The organism is Stenotrophomonas sp. TWI377 (assembly GCF_039674525.1).
In the GTDB taxonomy this organism is placed as follows: domain Bacteria; phylum Pseudomonadota; class Gammaproteobacteria; order Xanthomonadales; family Xanthomonadaceae; genus Stenotrophomonas.
Genome location: NZ_JBDJNT010000016.1, coordinates 83461 through 107679, shown reverse-complemented (window position 1 = coordinate 107679; position 24219 = coordinate 83461). Strand labels below are relative to the sequence as shown.

Below are 24219 nucleotides of genomic sequence, written 5' to 3'. Positions count from 1 at the left end.
CCGCCCGCCTGCCCCCCAGCCCCCCCCCCCCCCCCCCCGCCCCCCGCCACTACCGAAATCGAGCGGCGGTTGATTCAACCCGATGGCGTCAGGCGAGCAAACGCTCGATCAACCGCTGGTAGAGCGCCGGCAGCGCCTCCAGATCCGCGACGCGCACGTTCTCGTCCACCTGATGGATGCTCGCGTTGACCGGCCCTACTTCGATGCACTGCGCGCCCAGCGGCGCGATGAAGCGCGCATCGGAGGTGCCGCCACCGGTGCTCTCTTCCGGCGGTGCACCCGCAAACTCACCCAGTACCTCGCGGGCGACCCTGCGCAGCGTGCCTTCCGGGGTATAGAACGGCTCGCCGCTGCGATGCCACTTGAGCGTGTACTGGAGTGCATGACGCTCCAGCAGCGCAGCGATCTCCTGCTCCAGCGCGGGCGCGTTCCAGTGCGGGTTGTAGCGCAGGTTGAACAGCACCTGCAGCTCACCCGGAATTACATTGTTGGCCCCGGTGCCGGCATGGATGTTGGAGATCTGCAGGCTGGTCGGCGGGAAGCTCTCAAAGCCATCATCCCAGTGCCGTGCGGTGAGTTCGGCCAGGGCCGCAGCGGCCAGATGGATCGGATTGCGCGCCTTGTCCGGATACGCGACATGGCCCTGCACGCCGTTCACCGTCAGCGTCGCCGAGAGACTGCCGCGGCGGCCCACGCGCAGCAGATCACCCAGCACCTCGGTGGAGGACGGCTCACCGGTGATGCACCAGTCGATGGCCTGACCGCGCTCGCGGAAGATATCGGCCACGCGACGCACACCGTCGATGGCATCGCCTTCCTCGTCGCTGGTCAGCAGCACCGCCAGCGTGCCGGGATGATCGGGATGCGCGGCCACGAACTGCTCGGCGGCGACCACGAAGGCGGCCACGCTGCCTTTCATGTCGGCCGCGCCACGTCCGTACAGCACGCCGTCACGGATCTGCGGATCGAACGGATCGCTGGTCCAGGCCGAGACCGGGCCGGTCGGCACCACGTCGGTATGCCCGAGCAGCACCAGCACTGGTGCGCCCTGCCCGTGTGTGGCCCACAGGTTGTCGACCTCGCCCAGGCGCAGGTGTTCGCAGTGAAAGCCGGCGCGTTCAAGGCGGCCGGTCAGCAGCGCCTGGCAACCGGCGTCCTCGGGCGTGACCGAGGCGCGCGCGATCAGGTCGCAGGTCAAGGCAACGACGTCGTTCACGCGCCCACTCCGAACCGCTGCTTGAAGCCGTTGTCCGAGAAGCCCTGGGTCATCACGCCATCGGCGCTCACCACCACCGGGCGCTTGATCAGCTGCGGGTACTCGCGCAGCAGCAGCTTCCATTCGGCCTCCGAATCGGCAGCTTTGCGGTTCTCCGGCAGCTGCCGCCACGTGGTGGAGGACCTGTTGATCAACGCGGGAAAGCCACCGGCCTGGGCCGCCCAGTCGATCAGGGTCTCCGGCGTTGGCGTGTGGTCGCGGTAGTCGACGAAGGTGTACGGCACCTGGAAACGGTCCAGCCACTTGGTGGCTTTCCTGCAGGTGTCGCAGTTCTTCAATCCGTACAAAGTGGTGGTCATGGCGCGGCGTGCAGCATCGTTCAGGAAGGACGCCATGAGGATGTCACAACAGGCGTTCGGACACGACCCGGAACGGCACCTGCGGCACCCGGAAACAGAACGCATCGGCCAGATCGACGCCCATCGCGGCCAGGTGCGGGCAGGCCACCAGGCCTTCCAGTTGCAGTGGCTGCACGTCCGCCAGGGCAATCGGCAGATCGATATGGGTCAAGGCCAGCCGACCATCCGGGGCGACCGCGAACGCGGCCTCCTGGCAGGCCAGGAACCTCATCGCCTGCGCTGCATCGGTGAACGCCCCGGCCGCCCACGCCGCCGCCAAGGTCGCTGCCGGACGCACCTGCGCCTGCAGTGCGGGCGCACTGCCCTGCCCCGGCTCGATCACGGTGTGCCCGCCATCGGCATCCACGGCATGCTCGAAACGCGCGGCCGGATGCGGTTGCATGGCATCGCTCCACAGCCGTGCACCGACTGCGTGCATCGCACTGTCGATCACATTGCGGTCAAACAGGACCCGCGGCGTCGCGGGCCCGGCCGCCGCATCGTCCGGCACCACGTACCAGCGCCAGTTGCTCTGCAGCGGAGAGGGAAACAGGCCACGCAACGGCCCCGCCAGCGCCGGCCCGAAATGGCCGTGGCGGTAGGTCAGGATCGTATAGGGCGTACGCCCGTCATGCGCGAACAGGCGATGGCCCGGCGGTGGCGGCGGTGCATGGCGCACGTCCACCCACCAGCTCAGATACACCACCTCACGCACCTCACTGATCAACGCAGGCACCGGCAGCACGCGGGTGAGCGCACGCCGGGCGGCGGTCAGGTGCACGCAGCCGAGCAGACGCTGCAGCGCGCGTCCCGGCCACCCCGCGAACGGGTGCCGGTAGCGCGCCGCCTGCGCCAGCGCGGGCTGCGGGGTGCTCAGTCGGCCAGGCCGCGCAGCAGCTCGTTGACGCTGGTCTTGCTGCGGGTCTTGGCATCGACCTGCTTGACGATCACGGCGCAGTACAACGAGTGCGAGCCGTCCTTGGACGGCAGCTGGCCGGACACCACCACGCTGTACGGCGGTACCGAACCGTAGCTGATCTCGCCGGTGGCGCGGTTGTACACGCGCGTGCTCTGGCCAAGGAACACGCCCATGCCGATCACGCTGTGATGGCCGACCACGAAGCCTTCCACCACTTCCGAACGCGCACCGATGAAGCAATGGTCTTCGATGATGGTCGGGCTGGCCTGCAGCGGCTCCAGCACGCCACCGATACCGGCGCCGCCGGACAGGTGGCAGTGCTTGCCGATCTGCGCGCACGAACCCACCGTGGCCCAGGTGTCGACCATGGTGCCCTCGCCCACGTAGGCGCCGATATTGGTGAAGCTCGGCATCAGCACCACGTCCTTGCCGAAGTAGCTGCCACGACGCGCGATCGCACCGGGCACCACACGCACGCCGGCGCGGCGGAACTTGGCTTCATCGAAACCGGCAAAACGCGATTCGACCTTGTCCCAGAACGGCGCCGGGCGCGCATCGACCACGGCCATGTCGTTGACGCGGAAGTACAACAGCACGGCCTTCTTCAGCCATTCGTTGACCTTCCAGCCACCGTGGCCGTCGGGCTCGGCAACGCGGAATTCACCGGTTTCCAGACCATCGATGACGCGGCCGACCAGCGGCTTGGTCGAGCCTTCGATCTCATGCAGGGTCAGCGTGGCGCGGCGCTCGAACGCGCTCTCGATGCCGAACTTGAGTTCTTCCACACCCGGCGTGGCCGGCTTGCGCAGCGACTTGCGCGCGATGGTGGCATCACGGCTGGCACTGCGCTTGGCGGCGCTCTCGGCCGGGGTAGCAGCGACCTTGCGGGCCGGCGCCTTTTTGACCGGCGCTTTCTTCACCGCGGGCGCCGCCTTCTTTGCGGCAGCGGTCTTCTTCACCGCAGGCGCGGCAGCACGGGTCTTGGCCGCCGCGGTCTTCGCGGCAGTCTTCTTGGCAGGCTTGGTGGCCATCAGTGGGGGTCTCCGGCGTTTCGATCAGGGTCCAGGCAGGCGAGCATCGCGTCTTGCAGCTGCTGCCTGGCGGATTCGGTCAGGGCGTGATCATGCTCATCGCTGATCACGAACATATCTTCGGCGCGCTCGCCGAACGTGGCGATGCGCGCATCATGCACGCGCAGCCGCTGGTTGCGCAGCACGAACGCCACGTCGGCCAGCAGGCCGGGGCGGTCGGGTGCGACGAGGCTGAAACGGGTACTGGTGGTCTGGCCATCGGTGACATCGCGGAACTCGATGCGCGGGGCGAAACGGAAGTGCCGCAGCTGGCGCGGAATGACGCGGCGGGACGGGCGCAGCCGGGTCAGATCGCCGGCCAGCGCCTCACGCAGGCCGGACTCCAGGCGCAGCGCATCGCCATCGGCGAAGCTGTCGGCCGGGGTCACTTCGAAGGTATCGAAGATGGTATCGACCGGACCGTCCAGCACGCGCGCGCGATGGATGGTGTAGCCCTTGCGGTCCAGCGTCATCACGATCGCGGCGAACAGGCCGTCGCGGTCGGGCGAGTGTACGAACACTTCCAGTGCGTCGTCCTCGGGGGTCAGCCTGCGCACCTTGACCAGGGTCTGGCCCTGCTTCAACGGCACCAGCGCAGCGGCCTGCCAAGCCAGCTGTTCCGGCCGCAGCCGGATGAAGCTCTCATCGGGCATCACCGTGAACTGGCGATCGATGGTGGGATCGTCGTAGCCGCGCTCGCGCACCAGCTGGCGCACCGATTCGCGCGCTTCGGCAACGCGCTCGGCGGCCGGCATCTGGTTCTCCAGCCCGTCGCGCAGCGCGCGGCGCGCGGCGAAATACAGGTCGGCCAGCAGACGGTCCTTCCACGCATTCCACAGCTTGGGGCTGGTCCCGGCGATGTCGGCGCAGGTCAGCAGATAGAGATAGTCCAGCCGGTCGCGGCTGGCCACCAGGGTGGCGAAGCGATGGATCACGTCCGGATCGGAGATGTCCTGCTTCTGCGCGGTGACCGACATGCGCAGGTGCTGTTCGACCAGCCAGGCGACCAGCTCGGTATCGGAGCTGCTCAGCGCCAGCGCCTGGCAGAATTCGCGCGCATCCACCGCACCGAGTTCGGAGTGATCGCCGCCGCGGCCCTTGGCGATGTCATGGAACAGGCCGGCCAACAGCAGCAGCTCCGGCTTGCGCAGGCGCGGCCAGACTTCATGTGCGATCGAGAAGCGCTCATCCGCGCGGCTGCTGGCGAACAGGCCGATATTCCGCAGCACCATCAGCGTGTGCTGGTCCACGGTGTACACATGGAACAGATCGAACTGCATGCGCCCGGAGACCTGCGCGAACGCGGGGATCCACTGGCCGAGGACGCCCAGGCGTGCCATCCGCGCCAGGGTATCGACCGCGCGCGGGCTGCGCAGCAGCGCCAAAAACTGCTCGCGCGCCGCGGCGCTGGCCTCGGTGTACGCCGCCAGCTCCGGCAGCGCCTCGGCCAGCGCGCGGGCGGTCAGCGAGTGCAGGCCGCGCACATCCGGGTTATAGGCCCAACTGGAGAACAGCGCGAACACCTGTTCGATATCCCCTTGGGGCCAAGCCGGATCGTTGGCAGCCAGGTAACCACGGCGCAGCGAGAAACCGACGCTGACCGGCTCTGGGACGGCTTCGCCATCAAACTGCTCTTCAAAGCGCTGCAGCAGGCGGTCGCTGATCCGCCGCACCACGGTGGCGCTGCGGTAGAACCCCTGCATCATCTTTTCCACGGCCAGGCTTTCGATGTCGTCTTCGAAACCCAAGCGGGTGGCCAGCGTCTTCTGGTAATCGAACCGCAAGCGTTCTTCGGGCCGGTTGGCGACCAGGTGCAGGCCGAAACGCAGCCGTGCCAGCGCACACCGTTCGCGTTTGAGCGCGGCCGCTTCATCCGGGCCGAGATGGCCGAGGCCGACCAGCGCTTCCAGGTCGCGCACGCCGAACGCACGCAGCGCCATCCAGCCCAGCGTATTGAGATCGCGCAGCCCGCCGGGGCCGTCCTTGATGTCCGGCTCAAGATTGTCCGCCGTGTCGCCAAAGCGCTGATGGCGGGCCAGCAGCTCTTCGCGCTTGGCGAGGAAGAATTCGCGTGGCGGCCACAGGCCCTCCACGTTCACCGCCGCCTTCAACGCCTGGCGGGCCGCGTCATCGGCGACCACCGGGCGCGACTCGATCAGCGCGGTCAGCACGGTCTGGTCGGCGCTGGCCTGCGTGCATTGAGCCGGCGATCGCACCGCGTGGCTGACCGGCAGGCCGCAATCCCACAGCAGCGCAAAGAAGCGGGCCAGCCCGGATTCGTGCCGACGCTGCTGCTCGGGCGCACCGAGCACCAGTACGTCGATATCCGAGCGCGGGAACAACTCGCCGCGCCCGTACCCCCCCACCGCGAACAGCGCCATTCCCGAACCGGCCGGCAGGCAGCGATGCCAGGCCAACCGGATCAGGTGGTCGGCCGCCCGTGCGCGCAGGGCGAGCAGGCGCTCGATGTTGTCGCCCTGATCGAAACGACGATACAACCGTGCGTCGGTCTGTTGCAGCGACTGCCGCGCCAACGCCGCCCAGTCCGGGTCGGCGACGGAATCGGCCGGCGCGTCCAGCATCGGGCTCGCCGGCAACATGCTCAGACCTGCGATTCGCCGGGCGAGAGGGTCAGCACGTCGACGCCGGTCTCGGTGACCGCGACCATGTGCTCCCACTGCGCCGACAACTTGCGGTCCTTGGTGACCACGGTCCAGCCATCCGGGAGCACCTTGTTGTAGCGGGTGCCCTCGTTGATCATCGGTTCGATGGTGAAGGTCATGCCGGGCTGCAGCACCAGGCCCTGGCCGGGGCGGCCGTAATGCACCACCTGCGGCTCGTCGTGGTAGACCTTGCCGATGCCATGGCCGCAGTACTCGCGCACCACGCTGAAGCGCTCGGCTTCGGCATAGCTCTGGATCGCATGGCCGATGTCACCCAGCGTCGCGCCCGGCTTGACCGCGCGGATGCCGCGCCACATCGCTTCGTAGGTCGCATCGACCAGGCGCTTGGCCATGACCGACGGCGTGCCGACGTAGTACATGCGGCTGGTATCGCCGTGCCAGCCATCCTTGATCACCGTGACATCGATGTTGACGATGTCGCCGTCCTTGAGGACCTTGGCTTCGCTGGGAATGCCGTGGCAGATCACGTTGTTGACCGACGTGCAGACCGTCTTGGGGAAGCCGCGGTAGCCGACATTGGCCGGCGTCGCCTTCTGCACATTGATGATGTGGTCATGGCAGATGCGGTCCAGCTCTTCGGTCGTCACGCCCGGCTTGACGTGCGGGGTGACGATGTCGAGCACTTCGCTGGCCAGACGGCCGGCGATACGCATCAGTTCGATTTCCTCGGGGGTTTTCAGATTCACGCTCATGGCGCGCATTATCGCCGATCCGGGGCCAATCTGAACGGGATTGGATGGAACGCTGACAGCCGCGGTTTGGGCCCGGCCCCTGGCCAGCTAGCTGAACAAGCGTGATGCGTATCGCAAAACGCGACCTTGTGCCGAAAACGGCCATTGATTGGGTCCTATCTGCACGGTCCGATACAAGACAGGCGGCAGCCCGTCGGCGCCTCGCCTGCGCCTCTATAATGACGGCGACGGCCATGCCCACCTGGCCGACCTGGTGTTCGTGGACGCCCACGGGCGTCGCCACCCGCTGATCGAGGGCCTGGCCGGCTATGTGCTGCCGCGCAGCGCCCGCAGCTGGGACCTGCCGCCGCGGCCGGATGGCTACGCCGGCGGCCAGTTCCGGGCCCGGCTCAACGAGGCCGCTGACGCCCCGCTTGCCCCCGTGATTGCGCCTGCGCCCGGCACCGGGCTATAATCGACCGGATCCCTGCCGCCTTGGCGCGGGAATACGTCAACACCGGACGTCACCGGTGAATCCACACCTGCCGCCCATATCCGTGCCGGGGTGCTCCGCAAGGAGTTCGGTCACGGAAGCGACAGGGAAGCCAAACCCCGGAACCATCCGCCTCGCGGCGGACCGCCCAACTATTACCCGTGGCGGCCGGTTCCCTATCAGGAGTTACTGCAATGCCCCAGGTCACCATGCGTCAGATGCTGGAAGCCGGCGTCCATTTCGGCCACCAGACCCGTTACTGGAACCCCAAGATGGGCCAGTACATCTTCGGCGCCCGCGGCAAGATCCACATCATCAACCTGGAAAAGACCGTTCCGCTCTTCAATGACGCGATGAACTTCATTTCCAGCGTTGCGCAGAAGCGCGGCACCATCCTGTTCCTGGGCACCAAGCGCAGCGCCCGCGAGTCGATCCGTGAAGAAGCCGAGCGTTGCGGCATGCCCTTCATGAACCAGCGTTGGCTGGGCGGCACCCTGACCAACTTCCGTACCGTGAAGCAGTCGGTTGCCCGTCTGAAGGAACTGGAAGCCGGCGAAACCGACGGCAGCTTCGACAAGCTGGTCAAGCACGAAGTGCTGGGCCTGCGTCGCGAGCGCGACAAGCTGGAAGCCTCGCTGGGCGGCATCAAGGACATGAACCGTCTGCCCGACGCGATCTTCGTCATCGATATCGGCCACGAAGACATCGCCATCAAGGAAGCCAAGAAGCTCGGCATCCCGGTGATCGCCGTGGTTGATACCAACTACAACCCGGAACTGGTCGACTACGCGATCCCGGGCAACGACGACGCCATCCGTGCCGTGCAGCTGTACGCCCGCGCCGCTGCCGACGCCGTGCTGGAAGGCAAGGCTGCTGCGCCGCACGCTGCCACCGTCCGCGAAGAAGAGTTCGCCGACGCTGCCGCCACCGAAGAAGCCAAGCCGGCCCGCCGCGCTCCGGCCAAGAAGGCTGCTGCCGCTCCGGCTGCTCCGGCCGCTGAAGCCCCGGCTGCCGACGCTCCGGCCGCTGGCGAAGCCCAGGCCTGATCCAGGCCCGCGGTGGGCGCAGCGCGCCCACCGCTCCTGTCCGCTGCCGATGGCGCGACGACAGGACACCTGTCACACGGGCCGGCCACCATGCCGGCCCAACCCCTTTCTTTCGTGAGGAAATCCCGTGGAAATCACTGCTTCCCTGGTCAAGGAACTGCGCGAGCGCACTGGCGCCGGCATGATGGAGTGCAAGAAGGCACTCGTCGAAAACGGCGGCAACATCGACGCCTCGGCCGAATGGCTGCGCAAGTCCGGCCTGGCCAAGGCCGACAAGAAGGCTGACCGCGTGGCTGCCGAAGGCATCATCGTGGCGGCCCAGGACGGCGGCAAGGCCGTGCTGGTCGAAGTCAACTCGGAAACCGACTTCGTCGCCAAGGACAGCAACTTCCTGGACTTCACCAAGGCTGTTGCTGCCACCGCGCTGAGCTCGGGCGCTGCCGACATCGACACCCTGAAGGCCGCCAAGCTGCCGTCCGGCGAGACGATCGAAGAAGCCCGCGCTGCCGTCATCGCCAAGGTCGGCGAGAAGGTCGACGTGCGTCGCATCGTGCGCCTGGAATCGACCAACAACGTCGCTGCCTACGTGCACGGCGGCCGCATCGGCGTGCTGGTTGAACTGGCCGGCGGCAACGAAGAACTGGCCCGTGGCCTGGCCATGCACGTGGCTGCCATGAACCCGCCGCACAACAAGGCCGCCGATGTGCCGGCCGAGTTCGTCGCCAAGGAAAAGGAAATCGAACTGGCCAAGATGTCCGACAAGGACAAGTCCAAGCCGGCCGATATCCTGGAAAAGATCATCAGCGGCAAGATCGCCAAGATCGTCAACGAAGTGACCCTGTACGGCCAGCCGTACGTGCTGGACACCAACCAGTCGGTCGAGCAGGTCCTGAAGGCCGCCGGTGCCGACGTGGTCGGCTTCCAGCGCCTGGCGGTCGGCGAAGGCATCGAGAAGGTGGTGGAAGACTACGCCGCCGAAGTGATGAAGCAGGCCGGCCTGGCCTGATCTTCACCGCTCGAATGTGTTACGAAAGAAGCCGCGGACTCCGCGGCTTCTTTTTTTTGTCCATTGGCTTTGCTTTGTGTGCCGGATCAGGGCAATACTCCCAAACTGATCTGCCGCGTCAACGCAAGAAATCAAGGACGAAACTGTGATGTACCTCAGGTATTCTTGCCCCAACACACTGAAAAGCCCGCCATGCCTCCCGAGCTGACAGCCGCCCTGGCGCTCTGCCGCAACCTGCCCTCCCCGCCCGGTATTGCCCTGCGCATCATCGAACTGGCGCAGGATCCGGAAGCGGACATCACCACCGCTGCCGACATCATCGCCATCGACATGGCGCTGAGTGCCCGCATGCTGCGCATCGCCAATTCACCGCTGTATGCCAGCCGCCGACGCATCGAAAACCTCGGCCAGGCACTGACCATGCTCGGCCTGAATGCCACTGTCAGCCTGGCACTGGGCTTCACCGTCACCCAGAACCTGACCGCGGCCGGCGACGGCCAGGACCTGCGCGAGCGCGCGTGGCGCCGCAGCATCCTCAGTGCACTGGCAGCCAGCCTGCTCGGCCAGGCCCGCGGCCTGCGCAAGGCCGAGGAATTGATGCTGGCCGGCCTGCTGCAGGACATCGGCGTACTCGCTCTCGCCCAGGCGCAGCCGGAGACCTATCTCCCGCTGCTGCGCCAGGCGACCGACAACGACGCCCTGGTCGCACTGGAGCGCGAACACCTGCAGTGCAGCCATGCCGATGTCGGCGCGTGGGTGGCCGAAGAATGGGGCCTGCCCCGCTACCTGGTGGACAGCATCGCGCACAGCGAATCGCCCGCTACCGGCGAAGACAATTTCCAGAACTGCGTCGCCCTTTCCGGCGCCGTGGCCGATATCTGGCTCGGCACCGATGCCGATGCCGCGCGCGAACATGCGCTGCAGCTCGTGCACGATACCCTCGGCCTGGACAGCGCCCAGTTCGACCAGGTGCTGGCCCGCATCGGCGAATCGCTGCCGGACATCAGCACCCTGTTCGAAACCCCGCTGTTCTCGCCCTCGCGCGTGCAGCAGCTGATCGACCATGCCCAGGAGCTGGCCACGCTGCGCAACCTGCGCGAGATGCAGGACGCCGCCCTGGCCCGCCAGCGTGCGGATGAATTCGAGGCGCGCGCCAATCGGCTGGCCGAGCAGGCCCACCGCGATGCACTGACCGGCGTGCTCAACCGCCGCCAGCTCGAAGCCGTGCTCGAGCAGGAATTCCTGCGCGCCACCCGCCATGGCTGGCCACTGTCGGTCGCCTTCATCGACCTGGACGATTTCAAGAAGATCAACGATGCCCACGGCCACCTCATGGGTGACCAGGTGTTGCGCATGTTCGCCACGAAGCTGCAGGAGCAGCTGCGCAACAGCGACACGGTGGCCCGTTTCGGCGGCGAGGAATTCATCGCGCTGCTGCCCAATACCACCGAGCCGGTCGCGCTGGAAGTGGTCCGGCGGGTGCTGGCCACGATCGTCAACACGCCGATGGCCGAAGCGGCCAGTGGCCCGTTGTTCGTGACCTTCTCGGCCGGCGTGGCCACCCAGGGGGGCTACGAGCGTTTCGCCGATGTTCAGGACCTGCTCAAGGCCGCCGACGACGTGCTGTACCGCTCCAAGAACCTGGGCCGCAACCGCGTCATCGCGCGCTCGCCCAGTACCGCGCCAGCCTGAGCCCGAGCCGCTCGCGGCACCGTCATCGCGGCCGCCGCAGCGCCTCCATACGCCGCAGTGCAGCAAATTTATGCTGCCCGATGGCCCGGCTTCCAGTAGAATCCGGGCGTTTTCCACGCACCCAGAGATCGCCATGTCAAAGCTCGCCTATCGCCGCATCCTGTTGAAAGTTTCCGGGGAGGCGCTGATGGGAGACGAGGACTACGGCATCGACCCCAAGGTGATCCACCGCCTCGCCCGTGAGGTGATGGAAGCGCAGGCCGCCGGTGCCGAAGTGGCCCTGGTGATCGGCGGCGGCAACATTTTCCGCGGCGCCGGCCTGGCCGCAGGCGGCATGGACCGGGTCACCGGTGACCAGATGGGCATGCTGGCCACCGTGATCAATGCGCTGGCCATGCAGGACGCCCTGGAGAAGCTGGGCGCCAAGGCCCGCGTGATGAGCGCGATCAAGATCAACGACGTCTGCGAGGATTACATCCGTCGCCGCGCCATCCGCCACCTGGAAAAGGGCCGTCTGGTGATCTTTGCCGCCGGCGTCGGCAGCCCGTTCTTCACCACCGATTCCGGCGCTGCCCTGCGTGCGATCGAGATCGGCGCGGACCTGCTGCTGAAGGCCACCAAGGTCGACGGCGTGTACGACAAGGACCCGAACAAGTACAGCGACGCGGTCCGTTTCGACAGCCTGACCTACGACGAAGTGATCCGCCGCGGGCTGGAAGTGATGGATACGGCCGCCTTCGCGCTGGCCCGCGACAGCGATCTGCCGCTGCGTGTGTTCGACATGGGCCAGCCGGGCGAGCTGCTCAAGATCCTGCACGGCGACAACATCGGCACCCTGGTGCAGGGCCGCGACAACAGCTGAGCCTGAGCGGCGCCCCACACCGGGCGCCCTGAACGGCCCGGCGAAGGCCCTTCTTCGCCTATAATCGCCCGATTCCCAGTTACATCCAGGATTCGGGCGATGCTCAACGAAATCAAGCAGGACGCGCAGACGCGCATGGCAAAGAGCATCGATGCTCTGAAGCACACCCTCACCTCCATCCGCACCGGCCGTGCTTCCCCGGCCCTGCTGGACCGCATCACCGTCAAGGCCTACGGCACCGACACCCCGCTGAACCAGGTCGCCTCGATCAGCGTCTCCGAGGGCCACTCGCTGGTCATCACGCTGTTCGACAAGGGCATGATCAAGGACGTGGAAAAGGCGATCTATGCCTCCGACCTCGGCCTGACCCCGAACGTGGCCGGCACCGTCATCCGCCTGAACCTGCCGCCGCCGACCGAAGAGCGCCGCAAGGAGCTGGGCAAGCAGGTGCAGAAGGAAGGCGAAGGCGCCAAGATCGCCATCCGCAACATCCGCCAGGACGCCAACAAGGCGATCGCCACCCTGATCAAGGACAAGGCGATCAGCGAAGACGACAAGAAGCGCGGCGAAGACGACATCCAGAAGCTGACCGACAAGTCCATCAAGGACGTCGATAGTGTTGTCGCCGAGAAAGAAAAGGAACTGATGGCGGTCTGAGCCCTATGTCCCAGGCCCCGACCAGCAGTTCCGACGCGCCCATGCCGCGCCATGTTGCCATCATCATGGATGGCAACGGGCGCTGGGCGCAGAAGCGTCGTCGCCCGCGCGTGATCGGCCATCGTGCCGGCGCGCGCGCGGTCAACCGCACCATCGAATTCTGCCTCGACCACGGCATCGCCGCGCTGACCCTGTTCGCCTTCTCCAGTGAAAACTGGGGCCGGCCGAGCGATGAGGTCGACGCGCTGATGAAGCTGTTCCTCAATGCCCTCGACCGCGAAGTGGACGAGCTGCACCGGCGCGGCGTGCGTGTGCGTTTCATCGGCGAGCGCGAGCGTTTCGGCGCCGGGCTGGTCAGCCGCATGCAGCTGGCCGAACAGCGCACCGCGGGCAACCGCGCGATGACGCTGAATATCGCCGCCAGCTACGGCGGCCGCCAGGACATCGCCCGCGCCGCGCGCGAACTGGCTGCCGAGGTCGCGGCCGGTCGCCTGCTGCCCGAGCAGATCGACGAAGCGATGCTCAGCAGCCGCGTGGCCCTGGCCGACCTGCCGCCGCCGGACCTGTTCATCCGCACCGGTGGCGATACCCGCATCAGCAATTTCCTGCTCTGGCAGCTGGCCTATACCGAACTGTGGTTCACCGACGTACTGTGGCCCGAGTTCGACGCCGCCGTCCTGCAGCAGGCGATCGATGCCTATGCCTCGCGTGAACGCCGTTTCGGCCTGACCAGCGCCCAGATCGCCGCCTTGGCCACCGAGACCTCTTCCCCATGACCAAGACCCGAGTCATCGCCGCGCTGATCATGGCGCCGGTCGCCATCCTCGCCATCCTGATGCTGCCCACCCAGTGGCTGGCCGCGGCTGCGGCTGCCGTGTTCCTGATCGGCCTATGGGAATGGCTGAAGCTGGCCGACGTCGAAGACACCCTCGCCCGCACCGTGCTGCTGGTGCTGAATCTGGTGCTGATGGTGCTGATCGTGTGGGCCGATGCCGGCTCGCTGGTGCTGTACCAGATCGCCGCGCTGATCGGCATCGGCTGGTGGCTGATGGCGCTGCTGTGGCTGCGGTTCTTCACCTTCGGCGCCAGCCCGAGCAGCCCGGCGCGTGCGCTCAAGCTGCTGGCCGGCACCCTGGCGATCGTGCCGGCCTGGGCCTCGCTGGTGCTCATCCATGCCAGCGGTGACAACGGCCACCTGTGGCTGCTGACCGCGCTGGCCGTGGTCTGGGCCGCCGATTCGGGCGCCTACTTCGCCGGCCGCACCTTCGGGCGCACCAAGCTGGCCCCGCGGATCAGCCCCAACAAGACCTGGGAAGGCCTGGGTGGCGGCATGGTCGCCGGGCTGATCGTGGCACTGGGCTTCGGCTGGCTGGCCGGTATCGACAGCGGCCACCTGGTCGGCCTGGTGATCACCGCCGTGGTCACCGTGTTCGCCTCGGTGCTGGGCGATCTCTACGAGAGCCTGATCAAGCGCCACGCCGGCGCCAAGGATTCGGGCCATATCATCCCGGGCCATGGCGGCGTGCTCGATCGTATCGACGGCGTTCTCGCCGCCCTGCCGGTGTTCGCACTCGGCAAGGAAATCTTCGGGTTCTAACCATGGCCAGCGCTTCTGCCCCCCGCCGGGTCGCCGTATTCGGCGCCACCGGTTCGATCGGCGCATCCGCGCTGGACGTCATCGCGCGCCATCCGGACCGCTATCAGGTCACCGTGCTGGCCGCCGGCCGCCAGGTGGATGCGCTGGTCGCCCTGTGCGCCGTGCACCGCCCGGCCCATGCGGTGATCGCCGACGAATCGCGGTATGCCGCCCTGCGCGACGGCCTGCGTGACGCCGGCCTGGCCACCCAGCCCCATGCGGGCGCTGCGGCGTTGGATCAGCTGGCCGCCAGCGATGTCTGCGACACCCTGGTCGCTGCCATCGTGGGCGCCGCCGGGCTGTCCTCGACCCTGGCCGCCGCCGCGGCCGGCAAGCGCATCCTGCTGGCCAACAAGGAATCGCTGGTACTGGCCGGCGAACTGCTGATGCGCCAGGCCGCGGCCGCCGGGGCCGAGATCATTCCGATCGACAGTGAGCACAGCGCGATCTTCCAGTGCCTGCGCTCCCGCGATGCGAGCCTCGATGGGGCCGGCGTGCGCCGGATCATCCTGACCGCCTCGGGCGGCCCGTTCCGTGGCCGCAGCCGTGAGCAGCTGGCCCAGGTCACACCGGCCCAGGCCGTGGCCCACCCGAAGTGGTCCATGGGCCCGAAGATCTCGGTGGATTCGGCGACGTTGATGAACAAAGGCCTCGAAGTCATCGAAGCCCACCATCTGTTCGGCGTGCCTGGCGAGCGCATCGACGTGCTGGTCCACCCGCAGAGCCTGGTGCATTCGCTGGTCGAATTCGTCGATGGCTCCACCCTGGCCCAGATGGGCCTGCCGGACATGCGTACCACCCTGGCCGTCGGCCTGGGCTGGCCGCAACGGATCGAATCCGGGGTCGGCGGGCTGGATCTGCTGACCCAGGGGCGGCTGGATTTCGAAGCCCCGGACACCGAGGCCTTCCCGTGCCTGACGCTGGCCTGGCAGGCGATGGCCGCCGGTGGCACCGCCCCGGCGATCCTCAATGCGGCCAATGAAGTCGCGGTTTCAGCGTTTCTTCAGGGGCGGGCAGCTTTCCTTGCCATTCCAGCGCTGGTCGCTAACGCTCTGTCAACACTGTCGAGCGAGTCCGCCGATACACTGGAGGGCCTGCTGACCGCCGATCAGCGCGCCCGCCAGATCACCCAAGCCGCCATCGACCACGCCTGAATGCCCCCTACGCCCCCTTACAGTGCTGATCACCATGGGTGATTTCATCGGATCCGTCTGGTGGATGATCGTCAGCCTTGGCCTGCTGGTGACCTTCCACGAGTTCGGTCACTACTGGGTGGCCCGCCGTTGCGGGATCAAGGTGCTGCGCTTCTCTGTCGGGTTCGGCAAGCCGCTGTGGTCGCGCCGCAACCGGGCCGGCACTGAATTCGCGATCGCCGCCATTCCGCTGGGCGGCTACGTGAAGATGCTGGACGAGCGCGAGGTCGAGGTGCACCCGGCCGAGCGCGGTCAGGCCTTCAACCACAAGACCGTGTGGCAGCGGATCGCGGTGGTCGCCGCCGGTCCGGCCGCCAACCTGATCCTGTGCATCGCCCTGCTGTGGGCGATGTTCGTGATCGGGAAACAGGATTATTCGGCCACCATCGGCCGCACCACCGGCATGGCCCAGACCGCTGGCCTGCAGGCCGGCGACCGTGTGGTCAAGGTCGATGGCCGCAGCGTGGCCACCGCCGGCGAGGCCAGCATGGCGCTGACCACGGCGGCGATGGATCGTCACGATGCCAAGGTCGAGGTCCTCGACGGTCTGGACCAGGTGCGGACCCGCACCCTGCCGCTGTCGCAGCTGCCGGCCGGCTTCGATGAACGCCGCGTGCCCCAGCTGACCGGGTTGAGCTGGCAGTTCTGGCTGCAGCCGGCGCTGGTGGACAAGGTCCTGCCCGACGCAGCCGCCCAGGGCGTGCTGGTGCCGGGCGACCTGATCGTGGCCGTGGACGGCCAGCGTATCGAAGGTGCCGACCAGGTGCCGGCGCAGATCGCCGCGCTCGGCCAGCGTGGCGGCCCCGGCATGATCGACGTCCTGCGCGGCGGCGAGCGGCTGGCGCTGGAGATCACCCCCCGCCAGGGCGTAGACGGCCGTGGCCAGCCGACCTGGCAGATCGGCATCGGTTTCCCGGAGACCCACGCCCCGGCCTACGACGCCGAACTCAAGTTCGGGCCGTTTGCGGCAGTGCCCGTGGCCCTGCGCGAAACCGCCCGGATGGCGGGCGATTCACTGGGGATGATGCGCCGCATCGTCACCGGCAACGCCTCGCTGCAGAACATCTCCGGCCCGGTCACCATTGCCCGGGTCGCCAATGTCTCGGCCAAACGCGGCCTGGACTGGTTCCTGTATTTCCTGGCCCTGCTGTCGCTGAGCCTGTGCATCATCAACCTGTTGCCCATCCCCATCTTGGACGGCGGGCACCTGCTGTATTACCTTATCGAGTTGGTCAAGGGCAGCCCGCTGAGCGAGCGCGCCATGGCTGCCGGGCAGTATGTGGGCCTGGCGCTGCTGGCCGGGCTGATGGGATTGGCGTTCTACAACGACATCCTCGGCCTGGTCCCGCGATGAACTTTTTTCCTTTTGTCGTCGTCTTATGCGCCGGCATCCCGCAATGTTGAAATCGACTCCAACCGGACGTGACATGACGCGACTCCCCAATCGCCGCCTGCTGGCCCTCGCACTCGTTGCCGGTTTCGGCGCGCCCGCCCTGGCGCAGGCAGCCGAGCCCTTCACCGTCAGCGACATCCGCGTGGATGGTCTCCAGCGCATCACCTCCGGTACCGTGTTCACCTACCTGCCGGTGGAACGTGGCGACACCATCACCGACAACAAGGTCGGTGAAACCATCCGTGCGCTGTACAAGACCGGCTTCTTCGAAGACGTCCAGCTGAACCGCCAGGGCGACATCCTCGTGGTCACGGTCAAGGAACGCCCGGCGATCAACAAGTTGACCGTCACCGGCAACAAGGACATCAAGAGCGACCAGCTGCTCAAGGGCCTGAGCGACATCGGCCTGACCGAGGGCGGCACCTTCGACCGCCTGAGCCTGGACCGCGTGACCCAGGAACTGCGCCGCCAGTACAACGACCGTGGCAAGTACAACGTCGACATCACCCCGACGGTGAGCCCGCTGGACCGCAACCGCGTGGACATCGCCATCGCGATCAAGGAAGGCAAGGCCGCCAAGATCCAGCACGTCAACCTGGTCGGCACCGAGAAGTTCCCGGCCAAGGACATCCTGGAAACCTGGGAATCCAAGGAGCACAACTGGGCCTCGTGGTACCGCCGCGATGACCAGTACTCCAAGGAAAAGCTGTCCGGCGATCTGGAAAAGCTCAACGGCTGGTACCTGGACCGCGGCTACGTGGATTTCAGCATCGATTCCACCCAGGTCTCGATCAGTCCCGACAAGCGCGACATGTTCATCACCGCCGGCGTGACCGAGGGTGAGCAGTACAAGATTTCCGAGATCAAGGTCACCGGCGACACCATCCTGCCGCAGGAAGATGTCGAGCGCATGGTGATCCAGAAGTCCGGCGACACCTTCTCGCGTGCGCTGCTGGAATTCAGCTCGGACCAGATCACCAATTCGCTGTCCAACATCGGTTACGCGTTCGCCAAGGTGAACCCGATCCCGACCAGCAACCGTGCCGACCGCACGGTGGCCATCAACATGCAGGTCGTTCCCGGCCCGCGCGTGTCGGTGCGCCGCATCACCTTCAAGGGCAACACCCGCACCTCCGACGAAGTGCTGCGTCGTGAAATGCGCCAGTTCGAGAACAGCTGGTACTCGCAGGCCGCGATCGACCGCTCCAAGATCCGTCTGCAGCGCTTGGGCTACTTCGAATCGGTGGACGTGGAAACGCCGCCGGTCACCGGCAGCAACGACCAGGTCGACGTGGTCTACAACGTCAAGGAAACCACCTCGGGCAGCTTCGTGTTCGGCCTGGGCTATTCGCAGTCCTACGGCATGACCACCTCGGTGCAGCTGTCGCAGAACAACTTCCTCGGCGGCGGCAACCGCGTGTCGGTCGAAGCCTCGCGCAGCAGCTACCTGCAGCGTTACGGCTTCAGCTACACCAACCCGTACTTCACCGATGACGGCGTCTCGCTGGGCTACAACCTGTCCTGGCGCGAACTGGATTACTCCGACTTCAACACCGCGCAGTACAACAGCACCAACGGTGCCGCGCAGGTGGTGTTCGGCGTGCCGATCACCGAGAACGACACCGTCTCGCTGATGGTGGGCATCGACAGCAACCAGATCACCACCTACCAGGGCTCGACCCCGCAGGCGATCATCGATTACATCGATGCCATCGGCCAGCGCACGTTCCATTCCTGGCGCACCGAGCTGGGTTGGGCGCGCGATACCCGCAACGACTACTTCATGCCGACCCGCGGTACCTACCAGCGCGTCGGCCTGGAAACCACGCTGCCGGGTTCGACCGTCGAGTACTACAAGCTGAACTATCAGTTCTCCAAGTACTGGCCGATCATCCCGCAGCTGGTCATCAACACCCGCGCCGAAGTGGGTTACGGCGACAGCTACGGCAATGACACCACCCGCGTGATCACCAACCCGGATGGCAGCACCCGCGTGGTGACCGCCTCGGGCCTGCCGTTCTACGAGAACTTCTACGCCGGTGGTACCAACTCGGTGCGTGGTTTCGAGGACAACACCCTTGGCCCGCGTTCGGAACCGACCCTGAGCTACAACCGCGGCCAGCCGCTGGGTGGCTCGCTGAAGACCGTCGGTTCGGTGGAAGCCTACTTCCCGCGCCTGTTCGACAGCCCCTCGGCCCGCATCTCGGCCTTCGTGGACTTCGGCAACGTGTACACCGGCGTGGACAACTTCAAGGCCAACGAACTGCGCGTGTCCACCGGTGTGGCCCTGCTGTGGCGCGCCCCGGTCGGCCCGATCTCGATCAGCTACGCCTTCCCGTTGAAGAAGGAAGATGGCGACGAAGTCGAGCGTCTGCAATTTACGTTTGGCGGTCAGTTCTGACGAACTGCTTCGCAGTTCGTCCGCGCATTCCACCTCATCCCCGCGCCTTCGGCGCGCCCCCTTCAACAGAAGGGGGCTCTCCACCAGACGCGGTACGCATTCGCCGGGCATTGCCCGGCGTTTTCGTTTTGGGGGTGTGACCGATCGTTGCTCAATGCCGATTTGGGGTGGGACCGATCGTTGCTCAATGCCGATTTGGGGTGGGACCGATCGTTGCTCAATGCCGATTTGGGGTGGGACCGCTCCTTGGTCCGTGCCGATTTTGGTAGGTACCGACCGTTGGTCGGTACGAACCTCCGGGATCAACGAGAGCCGGCCAGCGGCCGGCACTACCCTGCCGCGCGCGTTGAACCATCGGGGGGCGTGGCGGGTAGTACCGACCGTCGGTTGGTGCCGATTTTGGCAGGTACCGACCGTTGGTCGGTACGAACCTCCGGGATCAACGAGCGCCGGCCAGCGGCCGGCACTACCATCCGCGCTCGCATGACACTGTCGGGAGCCGCAACAAACCGACCCACCCCAAAACCCCCGCCCCGCATGACCGTTTCGGCAGCACACGGTAAACTCCCCCGGTGAACACTCCTACCTATACCGCCCAGCAACTCGCCGAGCAGTTTGGCCTGCAGGTCCATGGTGATGGCAGCACCGCCATCCATGGCGTGGCTACGCTCGCCCATGCCGGCCCCGGCCAGCTCACCTTCCTGGCCAATCCGCGCTACCGCGCGCAGCTGGCCGACAGCCAGGCGGCCATCGTCGTGCTGCGCGCCGAGGATGCCGAGGCCGCGCCCGGCGCCGCCCTGGTCGCCAAGGACCCGTACACCACGTTCGCCAAGATCGCCGCCCTGTTCGACATCGCACCGCCGCGCGCCCCGGGCATCCACCCCAGCGCCTGCATCGATCCGGACGCCCAGGTCGCCGCCAGCGCCCACATCGGGCCGTTCGTCACCATCGGCGCGCGCAGCGTCGTCGGTGAGAACTGCATCGTCGGCCCCGGCAGCATCATCGGCGAAGACTGCACCCTGGATACCGGCTGCGAACTGATCGCCCGCGTCACCCTGGTCACCCGCGTCAAGCTCGGCAAGCGCGTGCGCATCCATCCCGGCGCCGTGCTGGGTGCCGATGGCTTCGGCCTGGCCATGGATGCCGGCCACTGGATCAAAGTGCCCCAGCTCGGCGGCGTGCGCATCGGCGACGACTGCGAAATCGGCGCCAACACCTGCGTGGATCGCGGCGCGCTGGAAGACACCGTGCTCGAAAACGACGTGCGCCTGGACAACCTCGTGCAGGTCGCCCACAACGTCCAGATCGGCGCCCACTCGGCCATCGCCGGCTGCACCGGCATCGCCGGCAGCGCCAAGATCGGCCGCTACTGCCTGCTGGGCGGCGCCGTCGGCGTCGTCGGTCACCTCGAAATCTGCGACAAGGTCGTCATCACCGGCAAATCGGTGGTGCGCAACTCCATTCATGAGCCGGGCGAGTATTCCTCCGGCACCCCACTGACCGACAACCGCACGTGGCGTAAAAATGCCGCGCGCTTCAAGCAGCTCGATGCGCTCGCCCGGCGCATCCTGTCTGTGAGCAAGGAGAAGGAATGAGCAACAACCAGAATCTGCCGGACATCAACCAGATCCAGCAGTTGATCCCGCACCGTTATCCGTTCCTGCTGGTGGACAAGGTGATCTCGCTCGATTTCGAGAACCGGAAGATCGTCGCCACCAAGAACGTCAGCATCAACGAGCCGTTCTTCCAGGGCCACTTCCCGGGCCAGCCGATCATGCCAGGCGTGCTGATCATCGAAGCCATGGCCCAGGCCGGCGGCGTGCTCACCCAGCTCACCCTGGGCCGCGATGCGCAGTCCAAGCTGTTCTACATGGTGAAGGTCGACAAGGCGCGCTTCAGCAAGCAGGTCGTGCCCGGCGACGTGCTGGAAATGCACGTGGAGATCAAGCGCGTGATCCGCAACATGGCGGTGTACGACTGTGTGGCCAAGGTCGATGGCGAAATCGTCGCCTGCGCCGAAGTGCTGTGCGCCGGCACCCGCGAATGATCCAGGCAGGAGATCTGCAATGACTGACAACGCCCCTCTCATCCACCCCACCGCGGTCATCGACCCGTCGGCGACGCTGGCTGCGGATGTGCGCGTGGGTGCGTTCTGCCTGATCGGTGCGGACGTGGAGATCGGTGCCGGCACCGAGATCGGTCCGCACTGCTCGATCCACGGCCCGACCCGGATCGGCCGCAACAACCGTTTCATCGGCCATGCCGCGATCGGTGGCGAGCCGCAGGACAAAAAGTACAAGGCCGAACGCACGGAACTGGTGATCGGCGATGACAACGTCATCCGCGAATTCGTCACCATCAACCGCGGCACCGCCGGTGGCGGTGGCATCACCACGGTCGGCAACGACAACTGGATGCTGGCCTACACCCACGTGGCGCATGACTGCCACGTCGGCAACCACTGCGTGTTCTCCAACAACACCACGCTGGCCGGCCACGTCACCGTGGGCGATTACGTGATCATCAGCGGCTTCGCCGGTGCGCATCAGTTCTGCCGCATCGGTGCCCACGCCTTCCTCGGCATGGGCGCGCTGACCAACGGCGACGTTCCGCCGTTCACCATGGTCGGCAGCGATAGCCTGGGCCGCCCGCGCGGCATCAACAGCGAAGGCCTCAAGCGCCGCGGCTTCGATGCCGAGCGCATCGCCAGCATCAAGCGCGCCTACCGCACGCTGTACGTGGCCGGCCTGCCGCTGGCCGAAGCCAAGGTGCAGCTGGCCGAGCAGGCCACCCACAGCGCCGACGTGAAGGACCTGCTGGACTTCATCGAAAGCGCCGAGAGGCCTCTGCTGCGATGACGGCTCCAGGCGGGCACACCCCGGGCAAGACGACCGCCGAGATCATTCCACTCGCTGCGATGGCCACCAGCGTTGAACAGACGCTGGCCGTGCGCACCTCCGAGCGCCCGGTGCGGATCGCCCTGGTCGCCGGTGAAGCCTCCGGCGACCTGCTCGGTGCCGGCCTGATCCGCGAATTGCGCCTGCGCTTCCCGAATGCCGAATTTGCCGGCATCGGCGGCGATGCCATGCGCAGCGCCGGCTGCCAGACCTGGTTCGACGCCAGCGAGCTGGCGGTGATGGGCCTGACCGAAATCCTGCGCCACCTGCCGCGCCTGCTCAAACTGCGCCGCGAGTTCCGCGCGCGTGCGCTGGAGTGGCAGCCGGACGTGTTCATCGGCATCGACGCGCCCGACTTCAACCTCGGCGTCGAGCGCTGGCTGAAGGAGCGCGGCGTCCGCACCGTCCATTACGTCAGCCCCTCCGTCTGGGCCTGGCGCGAGAAGCGCGCCGAGAAGATCGGGGCCAGCGCCGACCTGGTGCTGTGCCTGTTCCCGATGGAACCGCCGATCTACGCCAAGCACGGCATCGACGCCCGCTTCGTGGGCCATCCGATGGCCGATGACATCCCGCTGCACAATGATCGCGAACAGGCGCGTGCCGAGCTCGGCCTGCCCTCCAACGCGAAGGTGCTGGCGGTACTGCCCGGCAGCCGCCTGGGGGAAATCGGCAAGCTCGGCGAACCGTTCTTCGAAGCGGCCTGGCAGGTCTCCGAACGCATCCCCGGCCTGCACGTGGTGGTTCCGGCCGCCAACGCCGCCTGCCGCCAATTGATCAGCGAGCAACTCTCCGCCTCGGCGCTGCCGGTTGCGCATTCGCACCTGCTCGACGGCAACGCGCGCACCGCGATGATCGCCGCCGACGTGGTCGTGCTCGCCTCCGGTACCGCCACCCTGGAGACGATGCTGGTCAAACGCCCGATGGTGGTCGGCTACCGCGTGGCCGAACTCACCTACCGCATCGTCAAGGCGCTGGGCCTGCTCAAGGTCGACCGCTTCGCCCTGCCCAACATCCTCGCCGGCAAGGACCTTGCCCCGGAGCTGATGCAGCACGACTGCACCCCGGACAAACTGGCCGCCGCCATCCTGCAGTGGTTCGACCACCCCCAGCGCGTGATCGACCTGCAGGACACCTACGAGCGCCTGCACCTGCAATTGCGGCGCGACGCCTCCGCCCGTGCCGCCGACGCCGTCACCGATCTGCTCGAACGCGGCCCCCACCACGGCCGCGCCGCATGAGCCGACGCCACGCCGCAGCCGCCTCCCTGGCCCTGTTCGACGGCGCCGCCCTGGCCACCGTCGCCCCGCGCTACGTGGCCGGCGTGGATGAAGCCGGCCGTGGCCCGCTGGCCGGCCCCGTGGCCGTCGCCGCCGTGGTGTTCTGCCCCGACCGCCCACGCCTCAACGGCCTGGACGACTCCAAGCAGCTCACCGCGGCCCGCCGCGACCAGCTCTACGACAAGATCCTCGACCGTGCCCTGGCCTGGCACGTGGTGATGGTGGACGTCGGCGAAATCGACGCCCTCAACATCTACCAGGCCACGATGCTCGGCATGCGCCGCGCCGTCGAAGGCGTCGCCCACGTCGCCCAGTTCGCCCGGATCGACGGCAACGTCGTCCCCAAAGGCCTGCCCTGCCCGGCCCAGGCCCTGATCGGCGGCGACGCCCTCGACCGCGCCATCATGGCCGCCTCGATCCTCGCCAAAGTCAGCCGCGACCGCTTCATGCAGACCCTGCACGACGCCCACCCCGAATACGGCTTCGACCAGCACAAAGGCTACGGCACCCCCGCCCACCTCGCCGCCCTGCGCAGCCACGGCCCCTGCCCCCAGCACCGCCGCAGCTTCGCCCCCGTGCGCGCGTGCCTGGAACCCGACCGCAGCAGCGTTCCCGCCTGAGTGATGCCGTTGCCGGGCACCGCCCCGCACGGCTGCAGCGCATGACGGGTGCCATGGGAAACCTGAACCCCAGCGCCAACCCGCGCCC

General features: G+C 66.9%; 22 protein-coding genes. 16 read left to right on the top strand and 6 right to left on the bottom strand.

From position 1 onward, the window contains the following. Window positions 1-88 precede the first annotated feature (88 nt). From dapE to map, 6 genes are read right to left on the bottom strand one after another with little or no spacing between them, the layout of a single operon-like run. On the bottom strand, window positions 89-1216 hold the full coding sequence (gene dapE, locus ABE546_RS14175) for a succinyl-diaminopimelate desuccinylase (protein WP_346464159.1): 1128 nt from the start codon (window positions 1214-1216) through the stop codon (window positions 89-91). Further along, window positions 1213-1575: an arsenate reductase gene (locus ABE546_RS14170; protein ID WP_121041511.1), complete on the bottom strand. Its 363-nt coding sequence runs from the start codon at window positions 1573-1575 to the stop codon at window positions 1213-1215. The genes dapE and ABE546_RS14170 overlap by 4 nt, the downstream gene beginning before the upstream one ends. Before the next feature lie 43 nt (window positions 1576-1618). Beyond that, window positions 1619-2491: a hypothetical protein gene (locus tag ABE546_RS14165; RefSeq protein ID WP_346464163.1), complete on the bottom strand. Its 873-nt coding sequence runs from the start codon at window positions 2489-2491 to the stop codon at window positions 1619-1621. Next, window positions 2488-3564, bottom strand: a complete 1077-nt coding sequence (gene dapD, locus ABE546_RS14160) for a 2,3,4,5-tetrahydropyridine-2,6-dicarboxylate N-succinyltransferase (RefSeq protein WP_346464157.1) — start codon at window positions 3562-3564, stop codon at window positions 2488-2490. Before dapD ends, ABE546_RS14165 begins: the two co-directional genes overlap by 4 nt. Continuing rightward, window positions 3564-6203: a [protein-PII] uridylyltransferase gene (locus ABE546_RS14155; RefSeq protein WP_346464155.1), complete on the bottom strand. Its 2640-nt coding sequence runs from the start codon at window positions 6201-6203 to the stop codon at window positions 3564-3566. The genes dapD and ABE546_RS14155 overlap by 1 nt, the downstream gene beginning before the upstream one ends. Before the next feature lie 2 nt (window positions 6204-6205). Continuing rightward, window positions 6206-6979, bottom strand: coding sequence for a type I methionyl aminopeptidase (gene map / locus ABE546_RS14150; protein ID WP_121041504.1), 774 nt, complete (start codon window positions 6977-6979; stop codon window positions 6206-6208). A 148-nt stretch (window positions 6980-7127) separates the two neighbouring features. On the opposite strand from map, the gene ABE546_RS14145 reads away from it, so the two are divergent. From ABE546_RS14145 to ABE546_RS14070, 16 genes are all read left to right on the top strand, one after another. Beyond that, on the top strand, window positions 7128-7433 hold the full coding sequence (locus ABE546_RS14145) for a hypothetical protein (protein ID WP_313210869.1): 306 nt from the start codon (window positions 7128-7130) through the stop codon (window positions 7431-7433). A 212-nt stretch (window positions 7434-7645) separates the two neighbouring features. Then, window positions 7646-8497, top strand: coding sequence for a 30S ribosomal protein S2 (rpsB, locus tag ABE546_RS14140; protein WP_259260149.1), 852 nt, complete (start codon window positions 7646-7648; stop codon window positions 8495-8497). Between the two features lie 127 nt (window positions 8498-8624). Further along, on the top strand, window positions 8625-9503 hold the full coding sequence (tsf, locus tag ABE546_RS14135; RefSeq protein ID WP_088433310.1) for a translation elongation factor Ts: 879 nt from the start codon (window positions 8625-8627) through the stop codon (window positions 9501-9503). 192 nt (window positions 9504-9695) lie between these two features. Beyond that, window positions 9696-11195, top strand: coding sequence for a GGDEF domain-containing protein (locus tag ABE546_RS14130; RefSeq protein WP_313210863.1), 1500 nt, complete (start codon window positions 9696-9698; stop codon window positions 11193-11195). A 133-nt stretch (window positions 11196-11328) separates the two neighbouring features. Then, on the top strand, window positions 11329-12057 hold the full coding sequence (gene pyrH, locus ABE546_RS14125) for a UMP kinase (RefSeq protein ID WP_123728765.1): 729 nt from the start codon (window positions 11329-11331) through the stop codon (window positions 12055-12057). A 99-nt stretch (window positions 12058-12156) separates the two neighbouring features. Further along, window positions 12157-12714, top strand: coding sequence for a ribosome recycling factor (gene frr, locus ABE546_RS14120; RefSeq protein ID WP_121041484.1), 558 nt, complete (start codon window positions 12157-12159; stop codon window positions 12712-12714). 41 nt (window positions 12715-12755) lie between these two features. Continuing rightward, the gene (uppS, locus tag ABE546_RS14115; protein WP_313210858.1) at window positions 12756-13490 is read left to right on the top strand and encodes a polyprenyl diphosphate synthase; all 735 of its coding nucleotides are present in this window, start codon (window positions 12756-12758) and stop codon (window positions 13488-13490) included. Further along, complete coding sequence (locus tag ABE546_RS14110; RefSeq protein WP_313217723.1) at window positions 13487-14311, top strand: phosphatidate cytidylyltransferase; 825 nt, start codon at window positions 13487-13489, stop codon at window positions 14309-14311. Before uppS ends, ABE546_RS14110 begins: the two co-directional genes overlap by 4 nt. A gap of 2 nt (window positions 14312-14313) precedes the next feature. Beyond that, window positions 14314-15504, top strand: a complete 1191-nt coding sequence (locus ABE546_RS14105) for a 1-deoxy-D-xylulose-5-phosphate reductoisomerase (RefSeq protein WP_346464153.1) — start codon at window positions 14314-14316, stop codon at window positions 15502-15504. Window positions 15505-15538: 34 nt separating this feature from the next. Next, window positions 15539-16897 (top strand): RIP metalloprotease RseP, encoded by a 1359-nt coding sequence (rseP, locus tag ABE546_RS14100; RefSeq protein WP_102789229.1) that lies wholly within the window; start codon window positions 15539-15541, stop codon window positions 16895-16897. A gap of 73 nt (window positions 16898-16970) precedes the next feature. Beyond that, the gene (bamA, locus tag ABE546_RS14095; RefSeq protein ID WP_313210851.1) at window positions 16971-19337 is read left to right on the top strand and encodes an outer membrane protein assembly factor BamA; all 2367 of its coding nucleotides are present in this window, start codon (window positions 16971-16973) and stop codon (window positions 19335-19337) included. A gap of 572 nt (window positions 19338-19909) precedes the next feature. Further along, complete coding sequence (lpxD, locus tag ABE546_RS14090) at window positions 19910-20932, top strand: UDP-3-O-(3-hydroxymyristoyl)glucosamine N-acyltransferase (RefSeq protein WP_313210849.1); 1023 nt, start codon at window positions 19910-19912, stop codon at window positions 20930-20932. Then, complete coding sequence (gene fabZ, locus ABE546_RS14085; protein ID WP_019184406.1) at window positions 20929-21384, top strand: 3-hydroxyacyl-ACP dehydratase FabZ; 456 nt, start codon at window positions 20929-20931, stop codon at window positions 21382-21384. Before lpxD ends, fabZ begins: the two co-directional genes overlap by 4 nt. Before the next feature lie 19 nt (window positions 21385-21403). Continuing rightward, on the top strand, window positions 21404-22195 hold the full coding sequence (lpxA, locus tag ABE546_RS14080; RefSeq protein ID WP_313217718.1) for an acyl-ACP--UDP-N-acetylglucosamine O-acyltransferase: 792 nt from the start codon (window positions 21404-21406) through the stop codon (window positions 22193-22195). A 59-nt stretch (window positions 22196-22254) separates the two neighbouring features. After that, window positions 22255-23472 (top strand): lipid-A-disaccharide synthase, encoded by a 1218-nt coding sequence (gene lpxB, locus ABE546_RS14075; RefSeq protein WP_313210882.1) that lies wholly within the window; start codon window positions 22255-22257, stop codon window positions 23470-23472. Continuing rightward, on the top strand, window positions 23469-24131 hold the full coding sequence (locus ABE546_RS14070; RefSeq protein WP_313210844.1) for a ribonuclease HII: 663 nt from the start codon (window positions 23469-23471) through the stop codon (window positions 24129-24131). The genes lpxB and ABE546_RS14070 overlap by 4 nt, the downstream gene beginning before the upstream one ends. The last annotated feature ends 88 nt before the right edge of the window (window positions 24132-24219 follow it).

Bases quoted from the DNA above. Each gene is read 5' to 3' on its own strand.
- bamA (WP_313210851.1), top strand. From the start codon at position 16,971: ATGACGCGACTCCCCAATCGCCGCCTGCTGGCCCTCGCACTCGTTGCC.
- ABE546_RS14105 (WP_346464153.1), top strand. From the start codon at position 14,314: ATGGCCAGCGCTTCTGCCCCCCGCCGGGTCGCCGTATTCGGCGCCACC.
- rpsB (WP_259260149.1), top strand. From the start codon at position 7,646: ATGCCCCAGGTCACCATGCGTCAGATGCTGGAAGCCGGCGTCCATTTC.
- fabZ (WP_019184406.1), top strand. From the start codon at position 20,929: ATGAGCAACAACCAGAATCTGCCGGACATCAACCAGATCCAGCAGTTG.
- lpxA (WP_313217718.1), top strand. From the start codon at position 21,404: ATGACTGACAACGCCCCTCTCATCCACCCCACCGCGGTCATCGACCCG.
- ABE546_RS14130 (WP_313210863.1), top strand. From the start codon at position 9,696: ATGCCTCCCGAGCTGACAGCCGCCCTGGCGCTCTGCCGCAACCTGCCC.
- pyrH (WP_123728765.1), top strand. From the start codon at position 11,329: ATGTCAAAGCTCGCCTATCGCCGCATCCTGTTGAAAGTTTCCGGGGAG.
- ABE546_RS14110 (WP_313217723.1), top strand. From the start codon at position 13,487: ATGACCAAGACCCGAGTCATCGCCGCGCTGATCATGGCGCCGGTCGCC.
- uppS (WP_313210858.1), top strand. From the start codon at position 12,756: ATGCCGCGCCATGTTGCCATCATCATGGATGGCAACGGGCGCTGGGCG.
- dapD (WP_346464157.1), bottom strand. From the start codon at position 3,564: ATGGCCACCAAGCCTGCCAAGAAGACTGCCGCGAAGACCGCGGCGGCC.
- frr (WP_121041484.1), top strand. From the start codon at position 12,157: ATGCTCAACGAAATCAAGCAGGACGCGCAGACGCGCATGGCAAAGAGC.
- ABE546_RS14070 (WP_313210844.1), top strand. From the start codon at position 23,469: ATGAGCCGACGCCACGCCGCAGCCGCCTCCCTGGCCCTGTTCGACGGC.
- ABE546_RS14155 (WP_346464155.1), bottom strand. From the start codon at position 6,203: ATGTTGCCGGCGAGCCCGATGCTGGACGCGCCGGCCGATTCCGTCGCC.
- rseP (WP_102789229.1), top strand. From the start codon at position 15,539: ATGGGTGATTTCATCGGATCCGTCTGGTGGATGATCGTCAGCCTTGGC.
- map (WP_121041504.1), bottom strand. From the start codon at position 6,979: ATGAGCGTGAATCTGAAAACCCCCGAGGAAATCGAACTGATGCGTATC.
- ABE546_RS14170 (WP_121041511.1), bottom strand. From the start codon at position 1,575: ATGACCACCACTTTGTACGGATTGAAGAACTGCGACACCTGCAGGAAA.
- lpxB (WP_313210882.1), top strand. From the start codon at position 22,255: ATGGCCACCAGCGTTGAACAGACGCTGGCCGTGCGCACCTCCGAGCGC.